Source organism: Vibrio sp. YYF0003 (assembly GCF_036350715.1).
In the GTDB taxonomy this organism is placed as follows: Bacteria; Pseudomonadota; Gammaproteobacteria; order Enterobacterales; family Vibrionaceae; genus Vibrio; species Vibrio natriegens.
This window is the reverse complement of the sequence record NZ_JAZDWA010000001.1, coordinates 218478-245454: the sequence shown is the minus strand read 5'-3', so window position 1 is coordinate 245454 and position 26977 is coordinate 218478. Positions and strand designations below refer to the sequence as shown.

Here is a 26977-nt window from a genome sequence, read left to right as displayed (position 1 = left end):
AGAGATTGAGAATTTCATATTAGGAATGATCGCATAGCTCTCCTACTCGTCTATAGAGGTATTCTTTGAAACCACTGCAACGCTCTGGCATTGGTGAGCGTGGACGGTAAAACATATTGATATCGAAACTGGCACATTGGTGATCTTGCAGGATATGAACAAGCTCCCCTCGCTCTATTGAGTCAGAGACCAACGAGTGCGGAAGATAGGCAATCCCGGCGTGTTCCAAGGCAAGATCCAGCAGCATTTCACTATTGTCACACTCCAAAGTGTCACAAATGGTCACGATTTCGACATTCCCCTGAAACTCGAAGCACCAACGATTCCCACCCACCAACGTTCGAGCATACAAACAACGATGTTGGCTGAGGTCTTGCGGTGTTTCAGGCATCCCATGCTGCTCCAGGTAGTATTTGGAAGCACACAGATACAAAGGCTCTCGTAACAAGCGGCGCTTAACGAGTAACGAGTCTTGCTCTGGCTCACCTTGATAACTTGCACTGGCACGAAAGGCAAAATCAACATTGAGAGGATCAAATTCCCCCGCTTCAATGAATATTTTGAAATTCACCTGCGGGTGCAGCGTCATATACTCAGCAACAATTTTAGTTAAATATTGCCGGGCGAATAAGGGCGTAGAAGAGAGCTTAATTTCACCCTGTTGTTCCTCTGCCAGATTTTGTACCTCTTCACATAAACTGGCGATATCTGGCAGTAAAGGGGCGAATTTATCATACAGAAGCTGACCTGCTTGTGTGGTCACCAGCTGGCGAGTGCTTCGCTTTATCAACTCAACCGACAGCGACTCTTCGAGCTCTTTCACCCAGCGGCTTCCTGCGGCGGGCGAGATCCCTTGCTGCAACGCGGCTTCTCGAAACGAGCCCAACCGGACAACCGCGCAGAAAAACACAATTTTATCTAGGATCGGCTGACGGCTCGACAGTAAATTTGCAACCATCAGCTCACCAATCCTTTCTGCAGAGCGAGCTTAACCAAAGCTGCTGTCGAAGTGGCTCCGAGTTTCTTTTTGATCCGAAGCCGGTGCGTTTCTACCGTACGAACACTGATATGGAGCGAATCCGCAATTTCCTTATTACAGGCACCATTGGTAATCGCTTTGAGCACATCCGATTCACGTTTTGACAGCGTGTTATCACTCGGCTCAGGTTTTTGATTGATCTGTTCAAGAAGACGATCAGACGCTTGTGAACATAGATAAGAGCGCCCTTCCGCAACTTGATTAATTGCCATGACTAACTCTTCTGAACCAACGTCCTTTAATACGTAGCCCTTAGCGCCAGCTTTGATGGATCGCATAACGTAGTCACGACTATCATGCATAGAAAGCATGATGACTGCCGTTTTGCTTGCGCTTTTTGTCAGCTTCTCTAACACTTCAATCCCATTAAGCTTCGGCATATTGATATCAAGAAGCAGCACATCTGGTTTTAGGGTCAATGTACTGTTCAAAGCATCCTTGCCATTTCCGACGCAATCGAGGATCTCCAAGTTATCTTCTCGTTCTAACCGTGATTTGAGCCCGTCTTGCATTAACCTATGATCATCGGCCAATACCAACTTAATCATATAAACTCCATGTTTAAACTGACACGAATTTCCGTGCCTTGTCCTGGTTCGCTATTGACCTCAAACATGCCGCCAATAGCTTGAATCCGTTCTTTCATGTTTTGCAGCCCCATATGCTCTAGCGTCGATTGCTTGTTCTTATACGCTTTGAGATGGTTCGCAGGGATTCCTACACCATCATCGCTGACGGTCAGAATCAACATCCTTCCTTCACGCTGCATGATGATATCGACACCTTGCGCATTGGCGTGTTTTTCTACGTTGTGCAACGCTTCCTGTACGACACGATAAAGTGTGGTTTCGACTTGAGGAAGAAACTCTTCACCTTCGATATCGTGTTCAAATATCACCTCTAATTGAGTACGCTCACGTAATTCGTTCAGATATGCCTCTATACCTGCTACTAAGCCTAAGTCATCCAGCTGTGGCGGTCGTAAATCTTTTGAGATGCGCCGAACCTCGACAATCGCCTGTTCCATGGCATTTTTACTCGCATCTAACTCAATCTGTTTCTTCTCATCATCCTGCTCTTTAGTCACGTTATCTAAGCGATATTTGGCTGCCACCAGCAGTTGATTTACGCCATCGTGTAATTCGCGCGAGACTCGATGCCGCTCATTTTCCTGCGAATCAATAATCTGCTGGTTTAAGACGCTGAGTTGCTCGTTGGCTAAACGACGCATGTTTAGGTTCAGTGACGCCCCCAGCCCTGCAATAACGGTGATGGCAACAAACATCAGTACAAAAAGCGCACTACTGGTTTTTCCGATATTCTGATCGAAGCCATTTTCCATCTGCGCGACTTGTTTCTCGATATCGTCTATATAGACACCCGTTCCGACCATCCATTGCCACTTATCAAGAGAAATAGCATAGCTCAACTTGGGGAGTGGTTCTTTTGTCGATGGTTTGTGCCAGAGGTAATTCACAAATCCGCCCCCAGCTCGCCCTGCGTGAATAAGCTCCTGAAGCAGCTTTTTGCCCGTAAGATCTTCCACGCCCCACCAATTTCGACCAACCCTTTCAGGTTGATAAGGTAGGACTAAAGCGTCACCTTGCCAGCTGTAGACAAAAAAGTATCCGTCTTCCCCATATGTGAGTTGGCTCAATTTTTCAGCCACGAGTTGCTTAGCAACTTGGGGGGATAATGACTCATCTTCGTAGTATGGCTTGATACTTTTCACTGCCATTTCTACGTACTGCTTCAGCTCTTGCTTTTTGACCGACAAGACATTAAGTCGTGTTAACGCGACTTGGTCATCAACTAACTGTTTTGCCTGACTAAATAAGATACTTGCAACGATGACCACCACCACAATCAATGGAACGATTGAAAGTAATATGATGTTTATTGTAAGCCTGCGGTTGCTAACCAATCCCATTTTCCGAATCCGTTCTTATACGTAGTTTTACTGAATCTTCGTGTCAAAAATTGCACTTAATACCGACTCAATTTGCGCAATTTTGCTAATGGAGAGCATCCAATCTCCTTCCTAAACTAAAGCTCAATGTAACATTGCATTAACATCAATTAATACGCTCTGTTCACATTTAGCAATATTAACAAGGAATACCCAAACAAGGAGATCTCCATGAATCTTAAGAAAGTTGCCATTGCTACTGCGTTAACGCTCACCGCTTCTGGTCTTTCTGTTAGTGCTCAGGCTGCTGATAAGAAGGTACTGCTAAAAACCCCGATTGCTTTTGGTAGCCACCTTCCAGCTCTAGGTACCCCTATCCAATGGTTTGCAGACAGAATTGAGCAAACCTCCGGTGGCACCATCAAAATGAAAATCTACGAGCCGGGTAAGTTGGTTAACCCACCGGAGATTCTCGATGCAGTATCCACGGGTAAAGTGAACGCTGGCTACGCCATTTCTGGTTACTGGCAAGGTAAACTGCCAGCTTCAGCAATTTTCTCGTCTATCCCTTTCGGCCCTGAAGCCCCTGAGTTTATGGCGTGGCTTTTCTTTGGTAACGGCTTGAAGCTCTACCAAGAGATGTACGACCAAGGCGGCTTCAATGTCAAAGTAATGCCATGTGCGATGAACTCTCCTGAAACATCAGGCTGGTTCCGCAAACCTATTGAAAAACCAGAGGATCTAAAAGGTCTCAATATGCGCTTCTACGGACTAGGGGCGTCTGTGATGGAAAAACTTGGTGTGGGTACAGTTCAGATCCCAGGTGGCGAGATCTTTGGTGCACTTGAGAAAGGTGCGATTGACGCCTCTGAGTTTTCACAACCTGCCGTTGATGACCGCTTAGGCTTCCACAAAGTAGCCAAGTACAACTACTTCCCAGGCTGGCACCAACAATCAACGGTATTTGAACTGTTGATCAACAAAGACACTTGGAATGGCATGAGTGCAACTCAACAATCTGCAGTCGAAACCACTTGTATGGCGGCAATGACTTACTCGATCGCAGAAGGTGAAGCGATGCAATACGCAGCCATGGAAAAAGCGAAACAAAATGGTGTCGAGATTCGCTACTGGAACCAAGATATGTTGAATCTATTCAAGAATACTTGGATGGAAGTAGTGGAAGAGAAGAAAGCAGAAGACCCATTCTTCGACAAAGTTTGGACCGACCTAAGCAACTTCCGCAAAGGTTATGCGTTGTGGTCTGCGAACGGCTTCCTGCCTCGTGAAACACAAAACCAATAAACGTCGTTGTTAATAAAAGGCCAGCGTCTCTCGCTGGCCTTTAGGAGTAGCCAATGAGCAAAGTGCTATATTCTTCCCCAACCGTCCCACTCTATTTTCAAATCGAGAGGCTGGTTATTTCCGCGAGTAAAGCGTTGGCCTGGACAAACCTCGCGTTAATAGCGGTGATCATCATTCAGGTCGTAATGCGCAAAGTCTTTTCCAACGGGCAAATTGCGCTTGAAGAACTGCAATGGCACCTCTATGCCACAGCAGTCATGTTCGGAACCGCTTATGCACAGGTGACCAACTTACACGTTCGAGTCGACCTGTTTTATCACAAGTTCTCCGCTCGCAAAAAAGCCCTAGTCGACATACTCGGCATTCTGTTTCTCGCGGCACCATTTGTTGTTATCGTCATTCTCCATTCCTACGACTTCGCTTACGAAGCTTGGCGCGTCAACGAGAGTTCAGCCGCACCTTCCGGCTTACCTTATCGCTGGATGATAAAAGCCGTGATCCCTTTAAGCTTTAGCTTGCTGTTGCTCTCAATGGTGGCGAAATTATTACGCGATCTGGATACGTTAATCAAAGGAGACGACCATGGAAGCGAATGAATGGATTGTGATCGCCATGTTTGGCTCGTTCATCCTGTTGTTATTCACTGGTATTCCGGTAGCGTACGTGCTCGGTGGGATCGGCATCGTCTTCGCGGCAATCGGTTATTTTGCCGATCTCTATCTTGATACGTTTACCGGGCTCGATTACACCACCCTTGGTCTCGTTGTTAACCGTATTTATAAGGTGATGGATAACTGGATATTAGTTGCCCTACCGATGTTTATCTTTATGGGTAACATGCTAGATAAGTCCGGCATTGCAGAAAAACTGATGACCTCGATGCAAGCGCTATTCGGCAAAGTACACGGTGGTTTAGCCATTACGGTGATGGCGATTGGTATCATACTCGCCGCCTCTACAGGCATCATTGGTGCATCGGTTGTGCTGTTAACGGTAATGTCTCTGCCGAGTATGATGCGTCAGGGCTATCATCTTCCTCTGGCACTTGGAACAGTCGCCTCAGCAGGTACATTAGGCATACTGCTTCCACCTTCCATCATGTTGGTGATTATGGCCGACCAACTTGGTTTGTCGGTTGGCGATCTGTTTATGGGCGCGATTATGCCGGGTCTGTTACTGGGCAGTTTATACATTATGTATATCCTTACCGTTGGTAAAATGACACCTAGCAAAGCACCAATTCCAGAAAATGTAGAGCCTGTTGACTGGAACCTTATCTTACAAGTATTCAAAGATATCACACCGACCGTTATCCTGATTTTCTGTGTGTTAGGTTCAATATTTGCGGGTATTGCTACTCCAACAGAAGCTTCTGGCATAGGCGCTTTAGGGGCGACACTACTTGCGGCTTATAATAAAAAGCTCAACTTAAAAGTTCTGAAGGAGGTGATGCTTTCTTCATACGGAACGACTGCCTACATATTCATGATCTTCTTGGGTGCCTCCTGCTTTGCTTTGGTGCTAAGGGAGTTAGGCGGTGACGAACTGATCGAGTCGTTCCTGAGTGGCTTACCTTTCGGTCAATACGGCATTATCGCGTTTATTCTGTTAATCGTATTTTTGCTTGGATTCTTCCTAGACTGGATAGAAATTACCCTTATCGCACTGCCGCTGCTAGCACCTGTAGTAGCAAGTTTAGGCATTGAGCTTGATGGTCATGGCGTGGTGGATAACCCAAGTCTGGTATGGTTTGTTATGCTCGTCGCAATGGCGCTGCAAACCAGTTTCCTTACCCCACCGGTTGGCTTCGCTCTGTTCTATTTAAAAGGCGTTTGCCCTGAAGGTGTTTCCCTGAAGGATATCTATCGCGGTGTGATTCCGTTTATCGCTATACAGCTAATCGCGTTAATCTGTCTGGTTATATGGCCACAATTGGTGTTGTGGTTCCCTAGTGTTGCTTATGGTTAACCTCGTTCGCTGACAAGCAAATAAGAAATCGCGTAAAAATAAAGCCGCTAAAACGTAATATTTTAGCGGCTTTTTATATTTGTTTGAGAATACTCTGTTACTGCTGAAGTTTTTCTTTTGCTTCAACCACTTTTGAAAAGTCCAAACCTAACTCTTCAACCGCTTCTTTAATTAACACAGGATTTTGCATCACTTGCGCCATCAACGCTTGAACCTGCTCCTGAGGTAGACCCAACTGGCTGATAGTTGCCATTGCTGCAAGAGGGTTTTGCGTCAACGCCTGAAATAGCTCATTAATCTGAGCATCACTGATATTATTCTCTTTCAGCATTGCAAGAATCGGGTTCATCAAATTACCTTTAATCACTAAGTAAAACAGACGTGTAGTTTACCATCTGGTTTTGTCTGTTTATAGTACGACTTATGCCAAATGCAGTCCGAACCTGTACGCACCTGTCTCGTCAGATGACGCCCTGTTTGTTTTCTGACTGCTCTGCCAACTCAATACTTAACGCTTCTTTTTGTTTCAATTTGACGTCTTCCCAACTGCTGCCTGATTCGATAGCAGACACGCGTTGTTCGTATTTCTTACAAGCCCTATCGAGAACTTTCTTAGGGTCAATGCCTTTCTCTCTTTCCAGCGCTTTCAGCACATTCAAATAATTCCACAGCACATCGCCAAGTTCATCTTCCAGATAACAAAGACGATCTTCAGCTATCTCTTCACGTACTTCTTCGACTTCTTTACCAATTGCAACCAGATAGGTTTCGACACCTTTAAACCAGGTATTGGTCAAATCAAACTCTGACTTCCTCGTCGCGATTGAGAGTAGTTCATCAAATTCTTTCATATTCCCTCCATGGAATAGTCATTAGCTACGAGTATACGGTTAGCTAACTTTTAGGGCGAATAAATTTTCCCATTGCACTGACTCTGACTTCTTCATTGACACTTAGCTGAGCGACTAACTGATAAACACCCCGCCTTTCCCTTTCACAACGCGCGGTAATTTCAATATGTTCCTTTAAAGCGATAGGCGCGTGATAGCGGACATCGAGCTGAGCCGTCAGTGCTTCAACACCCATCGACAGCAAGCAATTGGTCATCGCGCCATCGAGCAATGAACTGGCGATACCACCATGCAACAGTCCTGTGTAACCTTGATGACGGTTAAGCACATCGAATTCGCCAAAAATGGAATGATCTGATAGCTGTTGGTAATGGACGGATAAAGAGTGGGGATTGTTTTCAATTGGTGCGCACACTGCGCAATGGTCATGGGACTGATGAGGTTTATGATGTTCAGTATCTGTTAGCATAGTGGCACTTTATACGGTCTAAAAATGTGTAATTAGCATATGCCAAATACTCTGAAGGAAGTCGCGAGTAATCTATGTTTGCAGTATGTAGACATGCAACAGCGTATAACAGACTTAGCGTCTTTGACATGACGTGCAGCCTCGACAGGCTGATCGGGTTGTTTTGTCCAGCAAGCTGCGTTGTACTTTGCAGTACGCGTTTTTGAGTGCGCGACGTGCTGAGAACCAATCATCGGGTTTGGTCAAAATTAAATAGCCGTTAAATCGCTTTACTAATTCGGTGCGATGACTCTCGATAAACCGGCTGTCGAACTCGATCTCGAAATAATTCAACGCGTCTTCTATGCGAGAGAAGCTAGCAATTTTTTCTTGAATAGCGTTTTGAGTCATGACTATGGCATTTTGGTTGGTCGTTCGACGCAGTTTAATCGCAATTGATTGCGCTTTCTTTGACTTCCAAAGGGTTAATGTTCAGAACTGGTTTGATTATCAGATGGGATACCTACAGTACCAATAAAAAAACAGGCGAACATTAAATCCGCCTGTATTTATCGTATGACAGTTAATTAAGAGAACTCGTATGTTTTCCTATAGATCAAAGCGATCGGCATCCATCACTTTTACCCACGCTTTGATGAAATCATGAACGAATTTTTCCTGATTATCATCTTGTGCATACACTTCTGAGTAGGAGCGTAAAATAGAGTTAGAACCGAACACAAGATCGACTCTGGTTGCCGTCCATTTCACTGCACCTGACTTGCGATCGACGATTTCGTATTGGTTTTCACCTTTCGGAACCCACTGGTATGCCATATCGGTTAAGTTAACGAAGAAGTCATTAGTCAAGCTGCCGACGCGGTCAGTAAATACGCCATCAGCACTACCGCCATAGTTCGTGCCCATCACACGCATACCACCTACGAGCACGGTCATTTCTGGTGCAGTCAGACCCATTAACTGAGTACGATCCAACATCAATTCTTCTGGTTTGACGACATAATCTTTCATCAACCAGTTTCGGTATCCGTCTGCCAGAGGTTCGAGAACCTCAAATGAGTCGACGTCAGTCATTTCTTGACTCGCATCACCGCGACCTGGCGAGAATGGAACCGTGACATTGTAACCTGCTGCACGTGCGGCTAGCTCAACACCAACGTTACCAGCAAGAACGATAGCATCTGCTACGCTACATCCTGATTCAGCGGCGATTTTTTCGAGAACCGGTAACACTTTACTCAAACGTTGTGGCTCGTTACCTTGCCAGTCTTTTTGTGGCGCGAGACGAATTCGAGCACCATTGGCACCACCACGGCGATCCGAGCCACGGAATGTACGTGCGCTATCCCAAGCCGTGCTTACCAGTTCACCAATGCTTAAACCACTCGCTTCAATCTTGGTTTTGACTGAATCAACATCGTATCCTGTACTGCCCGCAGGCGTTGGATCTTGCCAAATCAGATCTTCAGCCGGAACATCTGGCCCTAGGTAGCAAGATTTCGGCCCCAGATCACGGTGTGTTAGCTTAAACCAGGCTCGAGCAAACGCATCTTCGAAAGCCGCTTGATCGTTTTTGAAACGCTCTGCAATTTTGCGATATTCAGGATCCATTTTCAGAGCCATATCGGCATCAGTCATGATTGGGTTATAGCGTTTCGAGCTGTCTTCAACATCAACGGGTTTATCCTGTTCGTCAATATTGACAGGCTCCCATTGATGAGCGCCAGCCGGGCTCATTTTCTGTTCCCAGTCATATTTAAACAACAAGTGGAAATAACCATTATCCCACTGGGTTGGATGCGTGGTCCATGCGCCTTCCAAACCACTAGTTACAGCGTCACGACCAATTCCACGCGTAGTGTGATTCATCCAGCCAAGGCCTTGCTCTTCAAGGTCCGCAGCCTCCGGATCGGGGCCAACATTTGCGGCATCACCATTGCCGTGACATTTACCGACAGTATGGCCACCAGCGGTAAGCGCAACGGTTTCTTCATCGTTCATCGCCATACGCGCAAAGGTCACACGCATATCAGCGGCTGTTTTTAATGGGTCTGGATTGCCATCAACCCCTTCAGGGTTTACATATATAAGCCCCATCATTACTGCTGCAAGTGGGTTTTCTAGGTCACGCTCGCCTGAGTATCTCGTGCCTTCGCCGCCACTCGGTGCCAACCACTCTTTTTCGGAACCCCAGTACGTGTCTTTCTCAGGGTGCCAGATATCTTCACGGCCAAATCCGAAACCGAAGGTTTTGAAGCCCATCGATTCATAAGCCATGTTCCCGGCCAGAAGGATCAAATCCGCCCAGCTTAATTTGTTACCGTATTTTCTTTTAATTGGCCAAAGGAGTCGTCTTGCTTTATCCAGGTTAGCGTTATCAGGCCATGAGTTTAGAGGAGCAAAGCGTTGGTTACCCGTTGAACCGCCACCACGACCGTCTGCAATACGGTAGCTACCTGCAGCATGCCAAGCCATTCGAATCATAAGACCACCATAGTGACCCCAGTCTGCTGGCCACCAGTCTTGGCTGTCTGTCATCAAATCTTTCAAATCTTTCTTAAGCGCATCGACGTCTAATTTTTTCAATTCTTCTTTGTAATCGAAGTCGTTTCCATAGGGATTAGTTTTGGAGTCATGCTGATGCAGGATGTCTAAATTTAACGCATTTGGCCACCAATCCATCACTGACTTGTCTGTAGATGTTTGCCCACCATGCATTACCGGACATTTACCTACTGAACCGCCGCTTGTGTCGCTCATAAAAACTCCTTTGTTAGGGGCACAGAAGCCGCTAATAAAAATCGTTACTCGATCAAATGAATAGAAATATTCATTTATAACAGCGTAGTCTATACACCAGATTGCTGATGATTTTTTGGTCAATATTTTGTTATGTCTGAAATACGTAAGTGTCACTAAACGTGTATCTATTTAGCCGTTAACATCAATCAACGATAAATATCAGTGACGCCCGAATACTTCACGCCAGATAACTGCGCCATGTTTCTATCCCATGTCGCTAAATCATTTATGTTGAACTGACTAAGCGCATCGTGCCCGCACGCCCTCGCCATCACTTGCATCAGCTCGACAGACGCGTCGAAAAAGTTTTTCAATTGTTTCGATGATTTGTCGATATCAAGACGCTGCCTTAAATCGGCGTTTTGCGTGGCAATACCTGCGGGACAGTTGTTGGTGTTGCAAATTCTCGCAGCGACGCACCCGATAGATTGCATTGCGCTGTTTGCAATAGCGACGCCATCAGCCCCTAATGCCAAAGCTTTAACAAAGTCCATTGGCACTCTCAATCCGCCAGTCACAATTAACGTGACATTGTCACTAACGCCTTTTTGATCCAAATATTTACGAGCACGCGCTAAAGCTGGGATGGTTGGAACACTGATATGATCACGAAACATGGATGGTGCCGACCCCGTACCACCGCCACGACCATCAAGAATGATGTAATCCGCACTGGCATCCAGAGCGAACTGAATATCTTGCTCAATATGATTCGCGCTGAGTTTGAATCCGATGGGTATGCCTCCGGTGATGGCACGTACTCTGTCAGCAAATTTCCTGAAGTCACGTGCAGAGTGGAGGTCTTTAAACGTGGGTGGTGATATCGCGGGCTCGCCCTCAGGAATACCACGTATTTCCGATATTCTACCTACGTTTTTACTGCCCGGCAGGTGTCCTCCGGTTCCCGTTTTCGCACCCTGTCCACCTTTAAAATGAAAAGCTTGTACGCCATGCAATTTAGACTCCTCATAGCCAAATTGTGCGCTGGCAAGCTCATAAAAATACCGAGAGTTTGCGGCTTGCTCTTCAGGCAACATGCCCCCTTCACCGGAACAAATTCCTGTACCGGCTAATTCTGCCCCTTTAGAGAGCGCAATTTTTGCCTCTTCCGATAACGCGCCAAAACTCATGTCCGAGACTAACAAAGGGATCGCCAACTTGAGAGGCTTACGTGCATTCGGCCCCACAATTAACTCGGTTGCGACTGGCACATCTTCCATCAATGGCTGAGTGGCCATCTGAGCGACCATAATTTGTATCGCGTCCCAATGCGGTAACAGGTGTCTTGGTACCCCCATAGCAGCCATGGGGCCATGATGCCCGAGTTTAGATAACCCTTCTCTCGCCAGTTGATGAATAAACTCCAATGTAGGTTCTTCTTGTGTTGACGCTGCCACTGGTTTTCCGCTTTTTTCTTTCTTTGCTTCCGGCGCTTCATGCCCTACCTGCTCTGCCGTAAATTTTTTATGGGTACCATCACAAAATGGAGCGTTAGAAGTCTGTTTGCAGCGACATAAGTAAGCCTCTTCATTCTTTTCGGCGACAAAGCTCATCGGCTTCAGACCGGTCCCTGAATGCGAGCCATCACAATAAGGTTGGCTCTTGGAGCGCCCACAACGACAGAAGTAATATTCTTGCCCTTCCACCAAGTTGACTTTGATTGGCTTGTTATCGGCGATAATTGGTTTACTCATGTTGCCTCCAGTCTGTTACCACCTGTCGTTATCACAGGCGTTAACGTAAGCGTAGGACAGGTGCGTATAAGCGTCATTGAACATAGAGAAAATAAGCGTTTGCTTCACATCTCTCCTATACTTTTAGAGGTGTAATACACGTGGAGGCTTTATGACGATTGCAACCCGATTAGATCAATACCTGACTGATCACAATATTCACTTTCAAACAGTGAATCACAGCCACAGTCATAGCTCGCTTCAAAGTGGTGTATCTGCAGGTATACCTTTGATGAATTTGGCGAAAGCCGTGATCCTTGAAGATCATGAAGGTCATCATATGATGGCGGTATTACCAGCCAACAATAAAATCAGCTTGTCGAGACTCAACGATGAGTTCAACGCTTCTTTCCATTTGGTTAAAGAAAGCATGGTTTATCGACTTTTTACCGACTGTGAACATGGCGCGGTTCCACCAATTGGAAGCCCTTATCACATGGCAACGGTGTGCGATGAAAGATTAGCAAATCTTGATCATGTCTATCTAGAAGCGGGTGACCATGAAACGTTGATCAAACTAGACAGAGAGTCGTTTAAAGAGTTGATGAACGACTGCAAATACCTAAGGTTCAGTAGTGAGGTTCTACATTGATGCTCCCCCTAACCTCGACAAAGGCTCTTTTCGTTCTGCGTTAAGAGCCTTTATTTTTATCTAGAAAACTTAACTTTCTGAGATGTGCTTATTGCGATAAACCCGGGTCGGACGACCTACCTTTCCATGCTCTAGAAATGCCACCAAGTCGCCCTGCTCTACCGCTTTATCTAAGTAGCGGCGAGATGTACTTTTACTGATCGGCAATTGTTCCGATACGCTGGCAGCAGTATGTTCAATATTAATGTGAGTGAACAGATCTATAACCTGCCGATACATGAAAGGGTCTAGCCCTGCTAACTCGACGTGATTCAGTTCAACCTTATTAGACTTGCCTGAATGAAACAGATCATCTAACTGCGACTGACGAAAAGAACCCTGGCTGCTCATGTGATTTTTCACTTTCGCGAATCGTTGTAAGCTTTCGGTAAGGCGAGAATAATCCATTGGCTTAATCAAATAATCAAATGCGCCAAATCGGTGGGCCTTTTGAACCGTATCGGCATCGTTTGCCGCCGTCACCAAAATGCATTCTGGTCTGTGTTCGCTATTGAGCCACTGATACACCAAATCAACGCCCAAGCCGTCGGGAAGATAATTGTCGACGATGACCAAGTCTGGTTGCACTCTCTCCACCAATTGGCGAGCGATATGGACGCTACCAGCGATACCAACCACCTGATACTGTTCGACCTGTTCTACAAAGTGGTGATGCAGCTCAGCTATGCTGGGATCATCTTCTACAATCACAACTTTTATCATGCCATCTCCTTAGAAAAATACACGGTGAATGCCGTTTCTAACTCATCGCTATCGAGTTCCATATGGCCAAGCCCTTGCTCAACAATCGAACGTACAATGTGCATTCCTACTCCGTGTTCCGACTTGTTCTGTTTGCTAGTAAAACCCAGCTCGCACAAGGTTTCCAGTTCACTTTCAACCATCGGTCCATTGTTGACTATTTGGATAGTGTACTCGCACTCAGATTCTGAGATATGAATATCCACGCGGCCATTCTCTCTTCCTTTGACTGCGTCCAATGAATTTTGTGCCAAATTGCCGATCAGACCACACAACTGCTCTTCGGATAAACGCTTAGAGAGCCGACTCAAATCGCTTTGGCAATCAATACTAAACGCAACGCCGAGTTCATTCGCTTTACTTGCTTTAGCCAGAATCAGCGCAGACAAAGCTGGCCGGTTATGAAGGGCATGCAATGAATCCAACTGTGACTGACTGGCTTTCGCTTGAGACAAACACACTGATAGTGCTTTTTCGTAAGCCCCCATCTGGAGTAAGCCAGAAATGGTCGAGAGTTTATTTTGATATTCGTGTCGAGTGACTCTCATGTTTTCCATATACTGGTTTACCTGACTGATTTTCTCTGAGAGTACATGCATCTCATTTTGGTCACGTAAGCTAAACACAGCACCATAAGGTTCTCCGCCAGAGGTACGCAGTGTCACTCGGTTTACCACCAAGTTTTTACCGTTCACGCGAATTAAACCATTGATGTAATCTTCCCCGTCCAGAGAAAAACAGGTCGGGTTATCAATACTCTCGATGAATTCGTCCCCAGGCTCTTTGTTATAATTCAGCATCGAACGAGCGGAATCATTAATTAGGTATAACTGCCCTTGTGAATTTATCGCGACTAACCCCTCGTAAGTCGCTTGCAAAACCCCTTGATAAGTTTTTAATGCCTGCCTAAGCTGCCAGGGTTCCATCTCCTGCATCTGTTTTCTGACATAGTGTGAAAACTTCCAGGATAACCAAATACAGATGCATACAGCACCAAGTCCGAAAATAAACAAAGGTAACAGGCGTTCGCTGGTCCATAAATCCAAAGTATCAATAAGATAGCCAACTTTAATCATGCCAATAACGCTGCCATCGTCAGACAAAATTGGTGAAATGTATCGAATGGAAGGCCCCAAAGAACCAATACCGTACGATAGGTAAGATTCCCCACTACTTAGTGCTCTTTCAATATCGCCACCAGTAACATGAAGACCAATACGTTCCTCAACGGGGTGTGCCAACCTGATACCGTTTTTATCGCTAACGGTAATAAAGTCGGCATCACTTACCGCCTGAACTGCGGTGATGATCTCTGACACCGCTTCGGCTTTTCCAGATGAAACAGCGGTAACGAGGCTGGGTAACTGAGATAGCTGCTGAGACTGGACTTGTGCTCGCAAACTGATTTGATTTGTGAGGATTTCATCCAACTGATACGCGCTGTAGCTCCACCAGCTCAACATACCCAATAGCATTACGCCACTCAGTAAAGCGGCCAGTTGTTTAGTGAAGCTGAAAGAGGTTAAAGACACGTGAGAATTCCTAAAGGTTGCCTAGCCCAAGCTTACCGTAAGTCTGTACCGATTATTGAGGAATACGCGATAAAACTTGACCGATATCTCAATGATGAATTTTATGATTTTTATTATTTTAATGAGTTTATTCTCAATGCATTTGCAGCCCGAATCTACCTCAGCACCCAAGTTAAACAAGTGCAAAAACCACTTCCTCATGAAATTGATTTGCCTCAGTTTTCTTCACCATCCAGACCCTATGATGGAGAAAAATTAACTTGGAGATGGATGTATGAATGATTCCAAAATGAAGATGCTCCTGCTGGTGGCGATAGGCTGTATATTGTGGTTTATCCCAACCCCTGAAGGACTATCTGATCAAGCCTGGCAAATGATGGCAATTTTTGTCACAACGGTACTGAGTTTGATTCTCGCCCCTTTACCTCTTGGGGCAATGGCCTTAACGGGTTTAACCGTAGCGACTTTACTTGGTGTGTTACCGATTAAAACCGCTCTCACTGGCTTTGCTCACCCGACGATCTGGATGATCGCCGCTGCGTTTTTTATCTCGCGTGGCTTTATCACGACCGGATTTGGACGACGTGTTGGTTACTGGTTTATTTCAAAATTAGGCCATAACTCGCTCGGTCTTGCTTACGGGCTTGTTTTAACCGATTTACTGTTTGCACCTGCAACACCAAGTACAACGGCACGCTGTGGCGGCATCATCTCTCCTCTATTCCGTTCTGTCGCCAGCGCATACGATTCTGATCCAGAAAAAGGTACAGAAAACCGCATCGGTGCTTTCTTGGTTCAGTGTATCTTCCAATGTAATGCGATCACTTGTGCGATGTTCCTGACTTCAATGGCAGGTAACCCTCTCGCTGCTAACTTTGCAAAAGAACAGGGCGTCGAGATCACATGGGCGGGCTGGGCAACAGCGGCAATCGTACCTGGCTTGCTGTGTTTGTTCCTGATTCCACTTGTTATGTACTTTGTTTTCCCGCCTGAGTTAAAGAAAACGCCAGAGATGCGCGAAATCGCTCGTCAGAAATTGGCAGAAATGGGCAAGATGACTCGTGATGAAGTCATGGTTGGTATCACGTTCGTTGGTATGGTTTCACTTTGGGTTCTTGGCCCAACACTAGGCATTCATGCAACCGTTACTGCACTATTGGGTTTGGTGTTCTTGCTTATGACACGCACCATTACCTGGGATGCGGTGCTGGGTGAAAAAGAAGCCTGGCATACCATCACTTGGTTCGCCGTTCTGGTAATGATGGCAGCACAACTTAACAGCCTTGGCTTTATCGGCTGGTTCAGCCAGTCAATGAGCGATTCGTTGTCTGGATTTGGCTGGGTTACAACGGTTGTTGTACTACTGCTGGTTTACTACTACAGCCATTACTTGATGGCGAGTGCAATGGCTCATATTAGCGCCATGTATTCAGCATTCCTGGCGATTGCAATTTCAGCAGGCGCACCACCAATGCTAGCCGCTATCGTACTGGGTATTTTCAGCAACCTTTACATGTCAACGACCCACTACTCTTCTGGCCCAGCCCCAATCTTGTTTGGCGCAGGATTCCACAGCCTGCAAAGCTGGTGGAAAATTGGCTTTATATTCTCACTCATCGTTATCCCAGTATTTATCTTCGTGGGCGGCGCATGGTGGAAATTACTTGGACTTTGGTAAGTCTGGCGAAGGCCTTTTCGAAAAACAAAAACCGCCTACTAAGGCGGTTTTTAAATACTTTATCTCAGAGGCAACTCATAAACTCCCAACCGCTGAGAGCGATCCAACATATCGAAATCATGGTCCAGATAGTGTTTCAATTTCGCCCCGGTACGCTCGGCAATTTTGATACTCGCTATATTTTCTTCCAAGCAGTGGAATTGGACAGATTTAGCATTGCCTCTCTTTTTAAGATAAAGAATGAGAACAGAAAGAGCCTGATCAATCAATTTGTTACCTCTGCCATGATCCGCAAGCCAATAACCGATTTCGGTCACGCGCGTCTCTGGATCGACCCCTTTTGAGCCAATCACGCCGGAAAATCGGTCGTCAAAGTAAATGGCAAACCAATACGCATCGACTGCGTTGCTATCCACTCTTTGTGAAATGTAATGGCGAGCTTCACGTCTGTTGGTCACAAACTCAGGCCAGGGTAAATAAACCGTTAGCCTTTCACGATTGGCATTGACGGTTTCTAGCAGCTCTAAGGTGTGTTTCGACGCTAACGGCTCCATCGATATTCTGTCAGATATCGCAAAGCGTTGTTCTAAATCATCGGCTTGCAGCATTATCTTCCTTTAGTCTTGTTCTATGAGTGTGAAAGGCGTCAGTTTGGACTTATCAACGTAATGCATCCACACGTGTTCATAAAGTTTGTGTTGATTTGCAAAAGGCGCCAATTGTTTCGCTTCTTCTAATGTACACCAGCTATATTCAGTATGCTCGTGGTTTAGCGTAACACCTTGATTGGGCTGGCAGAACATAACAAAACAAGGGATCACCATGACACGGTTCTTTTTCGCTTCATAAAACTGCTCTAGGAAGTCGGCGGTATGCAGCTCTACATCGGTTATCTTCGTTTCTTCTTCAAGTTCTCTTAAGATGGTTTGCCATCCTAACTCCCCCTCTTCCACGCCGCCTGCAACGTGGCACCAGTAGCCGCCTTTCACGCGTTTTAAGAGCAACATTTTGATCACGCCATCAATCTCAGAAATGACGACACCTGACACGTGGGTTGCTTGTACTGGAATCATGTTATTTCCTTGTGAGTTAGGCAAATTTATACCAACCATAAAACGTAATGTATCGATGAATTGCTATTGATTGGCGAAGCGGATAGATATCAAAGTGCAATCTCATTTTATCGGCAAATTTCATTTTATCTAGTGGCTTATTTTAACCACTTAGTATGTTAAAGTGAGATCTCACGCAACAATCGAGCATTCTCATGTCTAATTCTTTAAGCGCCATGGTTCCCATTGGTGTTCGCTTTATGGTTCTTTCTGCCTTTGGCTTCGCACTGATGTCCGCGACGGTTAAACACGTCAGTTTATACGGTATCCCCGTTTTTGAGATCGTCGCAGCAAGGGCTCTGGTTTCCTTAGTGATCAGTTACTTAGACGTGAAGCGTAAACGAATTTCTATCTGGGGAAACAACAAACCTTTATTACTCGTTCGTGGTGCTGTCGGTACCGTTGCGTTGGTCTGCGTTTACTACTCTGTTACTACACTACCTTTGGCAGAAGCGACCATATTCCAATATATTCATCCGGCATTTACTGCATTGCTCGCGGTATTTTTCTTAAAAGAGCGGATTCAACCATCAACATTGGTTTGTATCGCGTTATGTTTGCTGGGTATCTATGTGATGGTCCGCCCCGAAACTGGTGCATCAGCCGAACATGCACTGCCTCCATTTAGCGTCATGATGGCACTGTTAGGCGCGTTTGGTAGCTCTATCGCGTATGTAATCGTCAGAAAATTGAGCCGGACAGAAGACAGTTCAGTCATTATCTTCTATTTCCCTCTTGTCGCCCTGCCAGCGTCGATAGTATTGATGGGAGACAATTTTGTTGTGCCTGATCTTTATCTGACCATCATGTTGGTTTTAATTGGTGTTTTCACCCAAATTGGTCAACTTGGTATGACGAAAGCGATGCAGACTCAAGAAGCAGGTAAAGCCTCCGCCTACTCTTATATTCAGATAGTCTTCTCTGGCCTGATAGGTATTGTCGTGTTTGGTGAGCTACCGTCAGTATGGACGTACATTGGCGCAGGGTTAATCGTCACAGGTGCGATGATTAACGCGTTTGGTCGACATATTCGATTACCCTTCGCACGCAGAAGTGCTTAAAAGCGATTAATCAAAATAACAGGCCCGGCAGAAAACATTCATGCTGGGCTTGTTACCAAATCTTGTCGTAAGGTAGATAAATCAAATTCAAAACAACCAACGCAGCCATGATTAGAAAAGTCAGCTGCATCCCTTTAACCCGACCTTTAAATCTCTCTTGCAAAATACCTCGCGCGTGAATAATACGCCCAATCACGAAGATGATTCCGGTGAGGTGTATCCAAACTGGTTGCGCGCCGTTGTACTCCAATAGTGCCATTAATATCAATGTAATGGGAATGTATTCACTCGCATTGCTTTGCGCACTTCGCGCTATTTGAAGCGCTTCGACCCCACCATCTGCGTAAGCGACCTTATTCTTGCGTCTCAGTTTAATAACCTGAATTGCCAGCCAAATCAGTAGTACAGTCAAAATACAAGCGTAGAGAGCGGTAATCATATCCATTCCTTTTGATTTATCGTTCTATCACTATAGTTAATCCACGACGCGGCATCAGACAACCTACAAGTTCACTCCCTGCACAATGGCCGTAAAGCCGCTAACAAAACAGAGTGTCAGCGCACCAACTCGGATTTTTTCTTTTGGTAAAGACTGAGTCGTTTTAATCGCTAGCCAATAGCCAAGTGCCGCTGCAGGCAGCAGAGGAATAGTGATAACTAAATGATTCCACGTGAAAAAGCCAGCGGGTATCTGAACGATCAATGAAATGATAGAGCTGACGACGAAGAAAGCCGATAGGTTACCGCGTAACTGATTAGCTTCTTGATGTTGCAGCAAGAGCGCCATTGGTGGCCCCCCTATCGCTGAACTCGTACCAAACAAGCCAGAAAAGAAACCCGCAAATGTCATACGAGTTGGCGTTGGTTCAATTCTAAAAGGCAAAACACTCACAATCACGGCGAACAATACTAGAATCCCAATCCACAGCGTAAGTGCTTCTGTTGATACAAAGAACAACATGACGCCACCAGCAATAGAGCCCGGAATACGTCCTATCAACGCCATTTTCAAGCCACCAATTTCTACGCTGCTACGGTGTTTAACTGCATTCATCAAAGAAATAAATAAAGCGACTAAACAGATAGGCGCAGGGACATATTCTGGAGACCAAATAATAAGTAAAGGAGCAGCAACAATTGCTAAGCCAAAGCCAATAGCTGTTTGAACGTAGGATCCAAGAAAGATCAAACCTAACGCAACCAAGTTTATCGAATCGAATTCCATCGAGACCATTCTTATTTTTAATGAGACATCGAAAGCGTCACCAAGTCTCTTACGTACGTGGTTCGCTTAACCTCGTGTAGCATTCATGAAAGTAAATGAAAATACAACGTATTTATCCCAATTTACATCGAGAAACCTTACTCAGCGAAAATATCTCAATAGCCACTTATGGGTAGCCTCAAAGATATATGCCCTACAAATATTCCGCTACGAAAATCATGCCCGTAGTCAATATTGTCCTAAACTGCTGTAGGATTACTCCTACATAAAAATTAAACAATATATATCAATAACTTATAAATTAAGACCAATACTGATAACCTTGACCTATCTGGTGAATTTGTACACGATCATAGGCGTTTTAAAACTACCGTTGACCACCAGTTACTATGAATTCTCGCGCTATGTTAAACACACAATGGTTACTCAATTTCCCTAAAGATATGAGAATTCATATGGCGGAAACCTACATCGAAACCATGAACCGCGACGTCACTCAGTTGGAACAGTTGTTATCAATGGGCGCAACAAGTACTCAGGATGCATTAGCCATCTTGCACAAGATAAAAGGCAGCACGGCGCAAATAGGTTTAAGAACCATAAACCAGTCGGCTATTTATACCGAAAAACTCGGCAAGCTTGCCTCACCTGATTACTCGGTCGCCTTATCATCGCTAATGAAAGAGGTGAAACAGAGTATCGTCGATGTCAAAAATTGGAAGGCCTACAACGCACAAAAAGCCAACTCACCTAAGGTTTACTGTTATTAAAATCTCAAGTAGGACCAAAATGTTCATCTCATTCCCTAAGTTTGATGCCTGAGGATAGCGCCATGCTCCCTAACCTTAACAAGAGTAAAGTGCTAATCGCCGACGACTCAAAACTGGTCACCAGCACCATAACGTCAATCCTCAAACAATCAGGAATGGATGACATTAGCTATGCGCACAAACCGGAAGAAATAATCCGTCTATGTGAGCAAACCCAGTTTGATTTGATCCTCTGCGACTATAATTTTCAGGCTTCTCTTAACGGATTCCAGATTTTAGAGGAATTGCAATATTCGAAACTGCTTCCTGCGCATACAACGTTTGTTTTCCTCAGTGGAGAAGATAACCCAAAGATCATCCGTTCCATCCAAGACAGCGACGCTGACGATTACTTTTTCAAACCTTTAAACTTTAAAATCTTTCGCAATCGAATTCTGTCGGCGATGGAAAGACGGGCTGCACTTTTACCTATTTACAAGCAGCTTCAATCGCTGAATTTTAGCGGCGCAACAGAAGCCTGTGACGCATTGCTTCCCCTCTACCCTGAGTATTCTATTGTCATCAAGCAATATCGTGCGCTGGCGTTGGTCAACAGCAAGCAATTTTTTGCCGCCCAAGAAGAGTATCAAGGACTACTGGACGATTACGGTTTCGACTGGGTTAAGATTGCACTGGCAAACACCTTAATCAAATCCAATCAGCTAGAAAAAGCCCAGCAGGTTCTCAACTCGGTTAACGATCAAGTAGAGAACCCTTATTATCACGACGAGATGTCTAAAATCGCGGTTGAAAAAGACGATTTCACAACAGCAATAAAACACCTTAAACAATCGATCGCACTTGTAGATTCAGGGGCAGAACGTGAACTGGTGATCACTAATCTCTCCTTAGCAAACGAGTCATACGATGATGCCGTGACCTATATTAGACGCTATGAAGAAAAAAACGCTCACACCTTCAGAGACGAGATATACACGAAGCTCAATTTCACGCGGTGTTATCTATATCGTGCGCTAAATAACCCTCTGAGTAACTGTTTTGAAAGTTTGTTGTCTGGTTTAAATCCGATAATCAGTGATATACACAGTCACCCTCAATTTAAAACGCATGCTCTTCTGCTCTCAGCACATATTTCACTCATTCGCGGGGACTTAAAATCTGCAACGTCTGGTATAAAACAAGCTCTAAAAACGAATGAGTTAACACACTTTTACGACTTGTATCACCTTTGTGTCTTACTTGAGCGTTGTTCACTTTTGGAGGAAATGGAATCTGTCCTACCGCTCGCTCATTCGGCCATTTCGGATTTACAGCACCCAAGTATTCGCCGAAGTCAGATGCATATGTTAAAGAAATTGAAGGAGCGATTGCTGGAGGCTCAGTTAAGAGTCGATTCAATAAGAAAACAGCTGTCTGAGAAAAAATCTAACGCAACACTTGGAATGACTTCTCACTTTGACCACTATTTCAAATTGCATGATCTTTTTCCTCACTCAGAGAAAATTTGCTTAGCCATCGTAAAACTAGCGTCACTTCGTCCTTTTGCCTATCACGGCGAATACCGAATTTTTACTAAGCTTAATGAGTGTGATCAAGTGGTCACGACTGCATATAGCCGAGAAGAACTGAGCACTATGAGTTACTCAGCGATGTATCAGTCTGCAAAAGATAACATTAGATTAAACAGTTAGGCTGGAATGGACAAAAGCACGTTAGGAATTAGCCGCTAACGTGCTTATAAACACTTAAGATTCTTGCTGTTCTAATTTTAACTCGTCTACCTGAGTAACGACTTTATCAAACTCAGAGCGATCGTTACTCAAGCACAGTCCCGACTCAACGACGCCGATCTCATCATTATTGTAAACGGAAACACGAAGCTCATATTTCTTAGTCAGGAGATAGCTTGAGCCAAACACAATCGTAAATACAACTACCGACAGTATTGGATGTGCTAAAGCAGCGACAAAACTAAATACAAACCCTATTAGCGCAGCGCGTTTTACCTTGCTCTTACGGTCGTACTCTTTAACGTAAATATTTTTTACGTTGGAAATGGCTAATGGTTTTGGGCTGTTTTTACTAACAATAGCCCCACGTTCAATCCAAACTCGCTGTTTCGTCATTCTTACTCCCGCAGCACAATGTATGCTCTACAACTCAAAGACAATTACTCTGACATTTATTATGCAATCTCACCCATAATTCATCTTCATTAAATGTGAGAGTTAACTCGCAGCTTCAAGCAGTCAAATTTGTAATCTAATTACATAAATTATTTTAAAATAGCGTCTTATCGTAAAGCCTCAAATAAGAAAAACCCACCTAACCGCTGATATATAGAATATTTTTTGTGAATTTCGTTTTTCGAAAATGTCATTTTCCTTCAAATAATCAGGAATTTTCCTACAATCATACTCAATCCGATAAGGTTGTATGCGGGCAAACAATTAACTTTAATAATTAAATGAGGTCCACTGTGAAAAACGTTCTTATTATTGATGCACAACCGCTTTACAGTGACGCACTTGCGACACTTGTAAACAATGTAATGAATACTGCAGACGTAAAACAGTCTACAAGCAGCGCAGAAGTGATGGACTTAGTTCGAAATCAACGGATTGATTTAATAATCTTAGACGTGGTCGTTGGCGATAGAGACGGTATGCGTTTAGCAAAAAATATTTTAGCGACCGGGTACCAGGGTAAGATTCTGTTTATCTCTTCTAAAGACTATTCAAGCTTGTCTAAAGCGGCTTACGAGCTTGGCGCAAACGGCTTTTTGAACAAGAACGAGAGTAAACAAACCATTATGGACGCTATTGTCAGTGTTTCTCGTGGTTACTCGATGTTTAAACTGAAACACACACAGTCTTCAAACAGTGTTGCCTTGTCGAAAAGAGAAGCCATGGTGTTCCACTACTTAGCTCAGGGTTACTCAAACAAGCGAATTTCTGAGCAGTTATCACTGAGTGCAAAAACCATCAGTACTTATAAAACAAGAATTTTGAAAAAGTACCATGCGACTTCTCTAATAGAGTTACTGCATACACTTCCGCAATCAGAAAACGCTCGGGTTTTCGGTTAAATCGCCATATGTTTTGCAATGGCACCAGTTAAAATCTGGTGCATTGCATCGTAGCGATGGCTTTGCTTCATCTGCAACACGACTTTCGGCCAACCATCCACGTAGTAAGATTCAGGAACACGTATAAAACGATAACCATCTATTGGTGATTGAAACTCGTGTAATACGGTTGCTGCGCCCATCTCTTTGACGAGCTTCAGGACCGCACTGACGTTATCCAATGTCGCAACCCTGTCGATGGTGAGACCTTTCTCTTCCATCACTCGTTTCGCTATTTGTTCGCGCTCTTTCCAGCCGACTAGCCCAAGCATGACAAAAGGTAATTCGGCGGCATCCTCTAAAGTGGTAATACCCGACTCCTCTGACACAACAACAACCGCTGGTGCATAACCGACAAAGTGCTGGTAAATGGATTTTGGCAGTTCATCATTAAAATAATGCAGTTGAACATCCACTTTACCAAGCAATATGTCCTCAACTGTATGATCATTATTAGTTGTGATCGTGATATGAGCTTTCGGAAACACCGCCATCAATTCCATCGCGAGCAAGTGACCAAACGAGTATTGTGCGACTTGAGGCAAAGAGATGGTGATATCTTTCTCGTAGTTTTCTGGATCAAACTCAGAGCGAAGCAAGCATGTTTCTAATTGATCAAGCGCATCAGCAATCTGAGGCAATTGGCGTATCAGGTAATCTGTGGGTTCAAAGCGATGGGGATGGCGAATAAATAATTCATCATTCAGCTGTTCACGTAAGCGGGCGAGATATTTACTGATTGATGCTTCACTCTTCCCGAGAGCTTTAGCAACGGGTTTGAGCTGACGATGCTTTTCTAGCAAAACCAGTATTTTTAATAGATTGAGATCGAGGTCTTTATTCAAAACGAGGCACCACTTACGTCGGATGTTCTTTATCAGAAAAAGTAAGGCAGCCGACTTTTAAGAAGCGGCTGCCCTAATATAAAAGACTAAAGTTCTCGTTTGGTCAAATTTATCAAATGGTTATGTCATCACACTGTTTGTCGTTTCATATACGCTCAACATTAAACCAGACCTGCGGTGCTAATCTCGTCGCTTTTTCATCTCATACAGCTCTTCGTCCGCACGAATAATCACATCTTCAAGGACTTCGTACTCTTCGCTTGTGGCCAAGCCGGTACAAACACTAATTTCAATATCGAGTGCTTTTAGTCGATTGTCCTTTACGACACCCTGTAATTTTTTAGCAAGTACAGACGCCTGACTTTCGCTGCAACTAGGCAAGATAGCCAAAAACTCATCTCCCCCGGTTCGTACAAGGTAATCGCTGTTTCTGAATACTTTTTTCATCGACTCAGCAATGATAGCGATAGCGTCGTCACCTACATGATGCCCAAAACAATCGTTAATTTTCTTAATTCGGTTGCCGTCTATTGCCATCACCGAGTAAGAGGCTTCAGCTAATCGGTTTTTAAAGGTGTTATCTTTAAATAACCTCCGATTATATAAGCCTGTAAGCTCATCTTTTGTCACATCAGTCAATGCATTAGCAAGCTGCATTTTGTTCTGATTTGACTCATGTGCCTTGGAAAAGTAAGCGAACGCAACAATAAAAAAGATCACATACAGATAGCTATAATCCACCAGCAGTTTACTGAAAGGATATTGGTAAACGATCAGGTTATTGTTGTCTGCCATATACGATTGGGTATAGGAAAAATGCGTCCATGGATAACCCGGAAAGTAGATGATCAACTGTTTATTACCATTATTGATGATCGACTTTACCGCTTTTCCTTCTTGGTAAAGCGCAGTTAAATGCATCTGAGTCGAGAATTCACCCACCAGTTCATCATGATGATACACAGGGCTCATTACGCTTAATGCGTATTCACCTGTAGAGCTGCTCTTAAACGGCTTTGAGAACAACACACGATCTGTTAATTGACCTTTCCATGCTTCCTTTGCACAAGAAATATTCTCTTTACACACTTCTAAATCGAACGCACTTTTGTTGTTTTCCAGCCCTTCAACCGGACGCTCAACGATCAGTTTATTTCCGGTGTAAGAACGAAAATACAGTACCGATGCAGTGTCTTTATAAACATTCGATAAATACTGTTCCGCCTCATGGAACACTTTACGTGCGACTGCTTCAACGTAATTGAGCTTTTTACTGGAATCTAAAGAATATATCGCATCGCGAAAACTTAAGCTCGTTTGCGATTCTATACTTTCAGCGCTGCTATTCTGGTGCTGATCAAGCTGAGATTCTGTCAGCAAGCCTAACAGAATCACTTGCTGCTTTACCTTAGATAAACCCTCGACATAAGAGCGAAACTGCTTGTTCTCGTATGAGAACACTACCGCGCCAATAGTGACGACCGACGTAACAAACAGTAAAGTAGCAATGAAGAATGACAACGAGACATTTCTTAGATTCACGTTCATATCACGTCCTTTAAATCTCCCGCAACCCTTGTCAACTCAACAATATTGTCGACATTAAATTTGTCTAACACGCGACGCTTATACGTGCTGACGGTTTTATCGCTGATAGATAATACTTCTGCGATATCGCGGTTCGATTTACCTTGTAACAGGTACTTCATTACCGAGCTCTCTCGGCTTGAAAGCTGTGGTGCCGCTCTTACTTCGCTGGCCACCTGTTTAAACTTAAAGAATGAGTACCCTTTCGATACCGCTTCGATGGCATCTTTCAGTATTTCGTGATTTTCTGATTTACATACATAGCCATCTGCGCCCGAGCGAAATGCCATCTGGCTGTACATTTGGCTTGTTTCAGCAGAGAAGAAAATCACTTTCCCAGCATAACCGTGTGATTTGATGCGTTTATAGAAGTCGAAGCCGTCACAATCGGATAAATTCACATCTAGTATTAGTAATTCGATGTCGCACTCTTTAATTGCTGTCAGTGCTGCTCTCGAAGAAGTGGCTGTAATCACTTCATTGGCGACGCCTAACTCTTCAAGCAGGTATTTAATGGCAACACAAACAAGTGGATGATCGTCAAAGATTAAGCAGTTTAGTCTATTCATTT

At 44.5% G+C, this 26977-nt stretch carries 29 protein-coding genes; 10 read left to right on the top strand and 19 right to left on the bottom strand.

The window, feature by feature from the left end:
- Nucleotides 1-19: 19 nt before the first annotated feature.
- Genes V1U08_RS01095 through V1U08_RS01085 form a run of 3 tightly spaced genes read right to left on the bottom strand, consistent with a single transcriptional unit; the run spans nt 20 to nt 2969 of the window.
- Nucleotides 20-958, bottom strand: a complete 939-nt coding sequence (locus V1U08_RS01095) for a LysR family transcriptional regulator (protein ID WP_330469676.1) — start codon at nt 956-958, stop codon at nt 20-22.
- Complete coding sequence (locus tag V1U08_RS01090) at nt 958-1587, bottom strand: response regulator (RefSeq protein ID WP_014234118.1); 630 nt, start codon at nt 1585-1587, stop codon at nt 958-960. The genes V1U08_RS01095 and V1U08_RS01090 overlap by 1 nt, the downstream gene beginning before the upstream one ends.
- Nucleotides 1584-2969, bottom strand: coding sequence for a cache domain-containing protein (locus V1U08_RS01085; RefSeq protein ID WP_330469675.1), 1386 nt, complete (start codon nt 2967-2969; stop codon nt 1584-1586). The genes V1U08_RS01090 and V1U08_RS01085 overlap by 4 nt, the downstream gene beginning before the upstream one ends.
- Before the next feature lie 210 nt (nt 2970-3179).
- Between V1U08_RS01085 and V1U08_RS01080 the strand changes: the two genes are divergently transcribed.
- From V1U08_RS01080 to V1U08_RS01070, 3 genes are read left to right on the top strand one after another with little or no spacing between them, the layout of a single operon-like run.
- Nucleotides 3180-4253 (top strand): TRAP transporter substrate-binding protein, encoded by a 1074-nt coding sequence (locus V1U08_RS01080; RefSeq protein WP_014234116.1) that lies wholly within the window; start codon nt 3180-3182, stop codon nt 4251-4253.
- Nucleotides 4254-4306: 53 nt separating this feature from the next.
- Entirely contained in the window at nt 4307-4849 is a 543-nt protein-coding gene (locus V1U08_RS01075; protein WP_014234115.1) for a TRAP transporter small permease subunit, read from the top strand.
- Nucleotides 4836-6221, top strand: coding sequence for a TRAP transporter large permease (locus V1U08_RS01070; RefSeq protein ID WP_065298706.1), 1386 nt, complete (start codon nt 4836-4838; stop codon nt 6219-6221). The genes V1U08_RS01075 and V1U08_RS01070 overlap by 14 nt, the downstream gene beginning before the upstream one ends.
- Before the next feature lie 97 nt (nt 6222-6318).
- Here the strand turns inward: V1U08_RS01070 and V1U08_RS01065 are convergent, their stop codons facing one another.
- The 6 genes from V1U08_RS01065 to V1U08_RS01040 form a co-directional block, all read right to left on the bottom strand.
- The gene (locus tag V1U08_RS01065) at nt 6319-6570 is read right to left on the bottom strand and encodes a DUF2999 family protein (protein ID WP_330469674.1); all 252 of its coding nucleotides are present in this window, start codon (nt 6568-6570) and stop codon (nt 6319-6321) included.
- A gap of 112 nt (nt 6571-6682) precedes the next feature.
- Nucleotides 6683-7072 carry a MazG nucleotide pyrophosphohydrolase domain-containing protein gene (locus V1U08_RS01060; RefSeq protein ID WP_243978080.1) on the bottom strand — a complete coding sequence of 130 codons (390 nt, stop codon included), beginning with the start codon at nt 7070-7072 and terminating at the stop codon, nt 6683-6685.
- 43 nt (nt 7073-7115) lie between these two features.
- Nucleotides 7116-7541 (bottom strand): PaaI family thioesterase, encoded by a 426-nt coding sequence (locus V1U08_RS01055; RefSeq protein ID WP_020334782.1) that lies wholly within the window; start codon nt 7539-7541, stop codon nt 7116-7118.
- A 114-nt stretch (nt 7542-7655) separates the two neighbouring features.
- Nucleotides 7656-7931 (bottom strand): nitrogenase-stabilizing/protective protein NifW, encoded by a 276-nt coding sequence (locus tag V1U08_RS01050; RefSeq protein WP_024372936.1) that lies wholly within the window; start codon nt 7929-7931, stop codon nt 7656-7658.
- A gap of 198 nt (nt 7932-8129) precedes the next feature.
- Nucleotides 8130-10301, bottom strand: a complete 2172-nt coding sequence (katG, locus tag V1U08_RS01045; protein ID WP_014234109.1) for a catalase/peroxidase HPI — start codon at nt 10299-10301, stop codon at nt 8130-8132.
- A gap of 188 nt (nt 10302-10489) precedes the next feature.
- Nucleotides 10490-12037 (bottom strand): glutamate synthase-related protein, encoded by a 1548-nt coding sequence (locus V1U08_RS01040; protein ID WP_020334779.1) that lies wholly within the window; start codon nt 12035-12037, stop codon nt 10490-10492.
- Nucleotides 12038-12188: 151 nt separating this feature from the next.
- Between V1U08_RS01040 and V1U08_RS01035 the strand changes: the two genes are divergently transcribed.
- The gene (locus V1U08_RS01035; protein WP_014234107.1) at nt 12189-12668 is read left to right on the top strand and encodes an aminoacyl-tRNA deacylase; all 480 of its coding nucleotides are present in this window, start codon (nt 12189-12191) and stop codon (nt 12666-12668) included.
- A gap of 69 nt (nt 12669-12737) precedes the next feature.
- On the opposite strand, the gene V1U08_RS01030 is transcribed toward V1U08_RS01035, so the two are convergent.
- Together V1U08_RS01030 and V1U08_RS01025 are read right to left on the bottom strand one after the other, a co-directional pair.
- Nucleotides 12738-13430 carry a response regulator gene (locus V1U08_RS01030; protein WP_243978072.1) on the bottom strand — a complete coding sequence of 231 codons (693 nt, stop codon included), beginning with the start codon at nt 13428-13430 and terminating at the stop codon, nt 12738-12740.
- Entirely contained in the window at nt 13427-15001 is a 1575-nt protein-coding gene (locus V1U08_RS01025) for a GHKL domain-containing protein (RefSeq protein ID WP_243978071.1), read from the bottom strand. Before V1U08_RS01025 ends, V1U08_RS01030 begins: the two co-directional genes overlap by 4 nt.
- Here V1U08_RS01025 and V1U08_RS01020 point away from each other — a divergent pair, their 5' ends adjacent.
- A complete protein-coding gene (locus tag V1U08_RS01020; RefSeq protein WP_330469673.1) occupies nt 15002-15283 on the top strand; it encodes a hypothetical protein in 282 nt (93 codons plus the stop codon).
- Nucleotides 15276-16679 (top strand): anion permease, encoded by a 1404-nt coding sequence (locus V1U08_RS01015; RefSeq protein ID WP_020334774.1) that lies wholly within the window; start codon nt 15276-15278, stop codon nt 16677-16679. Before V1U08_RS01020 ends, V1U08_RS01015 begins: the two co-directional genes overlap by 8 nt.
- A gap of 59 nt (nt 16680-16738) precedes the next feature.
- On the opposite strand, the gene V1U08_RS01010 is transcribed toward V1U08_RS01015, so the two are convergent.
- Nucleotides 16739-17287, bottom strand: coding sequence for a GNAT family N-acetyltransferase (locus V1U08_RS01010; RefSeq protein WP_020334773.1), 549 nt, complete (start codon nt 17285-17287; stop codon nt 16739-16741).
- 9 nt (nt 17288-17296) lie between these two features.
- Nucleotides 17297-17752, bottom strand: coding sequence for an NUDIX hydrolase (locus tag V1U08_RS01005; protein ID WP_330469672.1), 456 nt, complete (start codon nt 17750-17752; stop codon nt 17297-17299).
- A 194-nt stretch (nt 17753-17946) separates the two neighbouring features.
- Here V1U08_RS01005 and V1U08_RS01000 point away from each other — a divergent pair, with 194 nt between their 5' ends.
- Nucleotides 17947-18852 (top strand): DMT family transporter, encoded by a 906-nt coding sequence (locus V1U08_RS01000; protein ID WP_014234100.1) that lies wholly within the window; start codon nt 17947-17949, stop codon nt 18850-18852.
- A gap of 52 nt (nt 18853-18904) precedes the next feature.
- Here the strand turns inward: V1U08_RS01000 and V1U08_RS00995 are convergent, their stop codons facing one another.
- Complete coding sequence (locus tag V1U08_RS00995) at nt 18905-19291, bottom strand: MAPEG family protein (RefSeq protein ID WP_020334771.1); 387 nt, start codon at nt 19289-19291, stop codon at nt 18905-18907.
- Between the two features lie 63 nt (nt 19292-19354).
- Nucleotides 19355-20077, bottom strand: coding sequence for a sulfite exporter TauE/SafE family protein (locus V1U08_RS00990; protein WP_014234098.1), 723 nt, complete (start codon nt 20075-20077; stop codon nt 19355-19357).
- Between the two features lie 404 nt (nt 20078-20481).
- Between V1U08_RS00990 and V1U08_RS00985 the strand changes: the two genes are divergently transcribed.
- Nucleotides 20482-20847: an Hpt domain-containing protein gene (locus V1U08_RS00985; RefSeq protein WP_330469671.1), complete on the top strand. Its 366-nt coding sequence runs from the start codon at nt 20482-20484 to the stop codon at nt 20845-20847.
- Between the two features lie 62 nt (nt 20848-20909).
- On the top strand, nt 20910-22538 hold the full coding sequence (locus V1U08_RS00980; RefSeq protein ID WP_330469670.1) for a response regulator: 1629 nt from the start codon (nt 20910-20912) through the stop codon (nt 22536-22538).
- 54 nt (nt 22539-22592) lie between these two features.
- On the opposite strand, the gene V1U08_RS00975 is transcribed toward V1U08_RS00980, so the two are convergent.
- Nucleotides 22593-22973, bottom strand: coding sequence for a hypothetical protein (locus tag V1U08_RS00975; protein ID WP_330469669.1), 381 nt, complete (start codon nt 22971-22973; stop codon nt 22593-22595).
- A 353-nt stretch (nt 22974-23326) separates the two neighbouring features.
- On the opposite strand from V1U08_RS00975, the gene V1U08_RS00970 reads away from it, so the two are divergent.
- Nucleotides 23327-23935, top strand: coding sequence for a response regulator transcription factor (locus V1U08_RS00970; RefSeq protein ID WP_014234094.1), 609 nt, complete (start codon nt 23327-23329; stop codon nt 23933-23935).
- On the opposite strand, the gene V1U08_RS00965 is transcribed toward V1U08_RS00970, so the two are convergent.
- The 3 genes from V1U08_RS00965 to V1U08_RS00955 all read right to left on the bottom strand — a co-directional run bounded on the left by V1U08_RS00965 (nt 23932) and on the right by V1U08_RS00955 (nt 26975).
- Complete coding sequence (locus V1U08_RS00965) at nt 23932-24819, bottom strand: LysR family transcriptional regulator (protein WP_065298735.1); 888 nt, start codon at nt 24817-24819, stop codon at nt 23932-23934. The two genes, V1U08_RS00970 and V1U08_RS00965, sit on opposite strands and share 4 nt — an antisense overlap.
- 180 nt (nt 24820-24999) lie before the next feature.
- Nucleotides 25000-26361, bottom strand: a complete 1362-nt coding sequence (locus tag V1U08_RS00960) for a GGDEF domain-containing protein (RefSeq protein WP_330470221.1) — start codon at nt 26359-26361, stop codon at nt 25000-25002.
- A gap of 2 nt (nt 26362-26363) precedes the next feature.
- A complete protein-coding gene (locus V1U08_RS00955; RefSeq protein WP_014234091.1) occupies nt 26364-26975 on the bottom strand; it encodes a response regulator transcription factor in 612 nt (203 codons plus the stop codon).
- Nucleotides 26976-26977 lie beyond the last annotated feature (2 nt).

Excerpts from the sequence above, each read along its gene's own strand:
- V1U08_RS01095 (WP_330469676.1), bottom strand. The coding sequence starts at position 958 with ATGGTTGCAAATTTACTGTCGAGCCGTCAGCCGATCCTAGATAAAATT.
- V1U08_RS01090 (WP_014234118.1), bottom strand. The coding sequence starts at position 1,587 with ATGATTAAGTTGGTATTGGCCGATGATCATAGGTTAATGCAAGACGGG.
- V1U08_RS01085 (WP_330469675.1), bottom strand. The coding sequence starts at position 2,969 with ATGGGATTGGTTAGCAACCGCAGGCTTACAATAAACATCATATTACTT.
- V1U08_RS01080 (WP_014234116.1), top strand. The coding sequence starts at position 3,180 with ATGAATCTTAAGAAAGTTGCCATTGCTACTGCGTTAACGCTCACCGCT.
- V1U08_RS01075 (WP_014234115.1), top strand. The coding sequence starts at position 4,307 with ATGAGCAAAGTGCTATATTCTTCCCCAACCGTCCCACTCTATTTTCAA.
- V1U08_RS01070 (WP_065298706.1), top strand. The coding sequence starts at position 4,836 with ATGGAAGCGAATGAATGGATTGTGATCGCCATGTTTGGCTCGTTCATC.
- V1U08_RS01065 (WP_330469674.1), bottom strand. The coding sequence starts at position 6,570 with ATGAACCCGATTCTTGCAATGCTGAAAGAGAATAATATCAGTGATGCT.
- V1U08_RS01060 (WP_243978080.1), bottom strand. The coding sequence starts at position 7,072 with ATGAAAGAATTTGATGAACTACTCTCAATCGCGACGAGGAAGTCAGAG.
- V1U08_RS01055 (WP_020334782.1), bottom strand. The coding sequence starts at position 7,541 with ATGCTAACAGATACTGAACATCATAAACCTCATCAGTCCCATGACCAT.
- V1U08_RS01050 (WP_024372936.1), bottom strand. The coding sequence starts at position 7,931 with ATGACTCAAAACGCTATTCAAGAAAAAATTGCTAGCTTCTCTCGCATA.
- katG (WP_014234109.1), bottom strand. The coding sequence starts at position 10,301 with ATGAGCGACACAAGCGGCGGTTCAGTAGGTAAATGTCCGGTAATGCAT.
- V1U08_RS01040 (WP_020334779.1), bottom strand. The coding sequence starts at position 12,037 with ATGAGTAAACCAATTATCGCCGATAACAAGCCAATCAAAGTCAACTTG.
- V1U08_RS01035 (WP_014234107.1), top strand. The coding sequence starts at position 12,189 with ATGACGATTGCAACCCGATTAGATCAATACCTGACTGATCACAATATT.
- V1U08_RS01030 (WP_243978072.1), bottom strand. The coding sequence starts at position 13,430 with ATGATAAAAGTTGTGATTGTAGAAGATGATCCCAGCATAGCTGAGCTG.
- V1U08_RS01015 (WP_020334774.1), top strand. The coding sequence starts at position 15,276 with ATGAATGATTCCAAAATGAAGATGCTCCTGCTGGTGGCGATAGGCTGT.
- V1U08_RS01010 (WP_020334773.1), bottom strand. The coding sequence starts at position 17,287 with ATGCTGCAAGCCGATGATTTAGAACAACGCTTTGCGATATCTGACAGA.
- V1U08_RS01005 (WP_330469672.1), bottom strand. The coding sequence starts at position 17,752 with ATGATTCCAGTACAAGCAACCCACGTGTCAGGTGTCGTCATTTCTGAG.
- V1U08_RS01000 (WP_014234100.1), top strand. The coding sequence starts at position 17,947 with ATGTCTAATTCTTTAAGCGCCATGGTTCCCATTGGTGTTCGCTTTATG.
- V1U08_RS00995 (WP_020334771.1), bottom strand. The coding sequence starts at position 19,291 with ATGATTACCGCTCTCTACGCTTGTATTTTGACTGTACTACTGATTTGG.
- V1U08_RS00990 (WP_014234098.1), bottom strand. The coding sequence starts at position 20,077 with ATGGAATTCGATTCGATAAACTTGGTTGCGTTAGGTTTGATCTTTCTT.
- V1U08_RS00985 (WP_330469671.1), top strand. The coding sequence starts at position 20,482 with ATGTTAAACACACAATGGTTACTCAATTTCCCTAAAGATATGAGAATT.
- V1U08_RS00980 (WP_330469670.1), top strand. The coding sequence starts at position 20,910 with ATGCTCCCTAACCTTAACAAGAGTAAAGTGCTAATCGCCGACGACTCA.
- V1U08_RS00975 (WP_330469669.1), bottom strand. The coding sequence starts at position 22,973 with ATGACGAAACAGCGAGTTTGGATTGAACGTGGGGCTATTGTTAGTAAA.
- V1U08_RS00955 (WP_014234091.1), bottom strand. The coding sequence starts at position 26,975 with ATGAATAGACTAAACTGCTTAATCTTTGACGATCATCCACTTGTTTGT.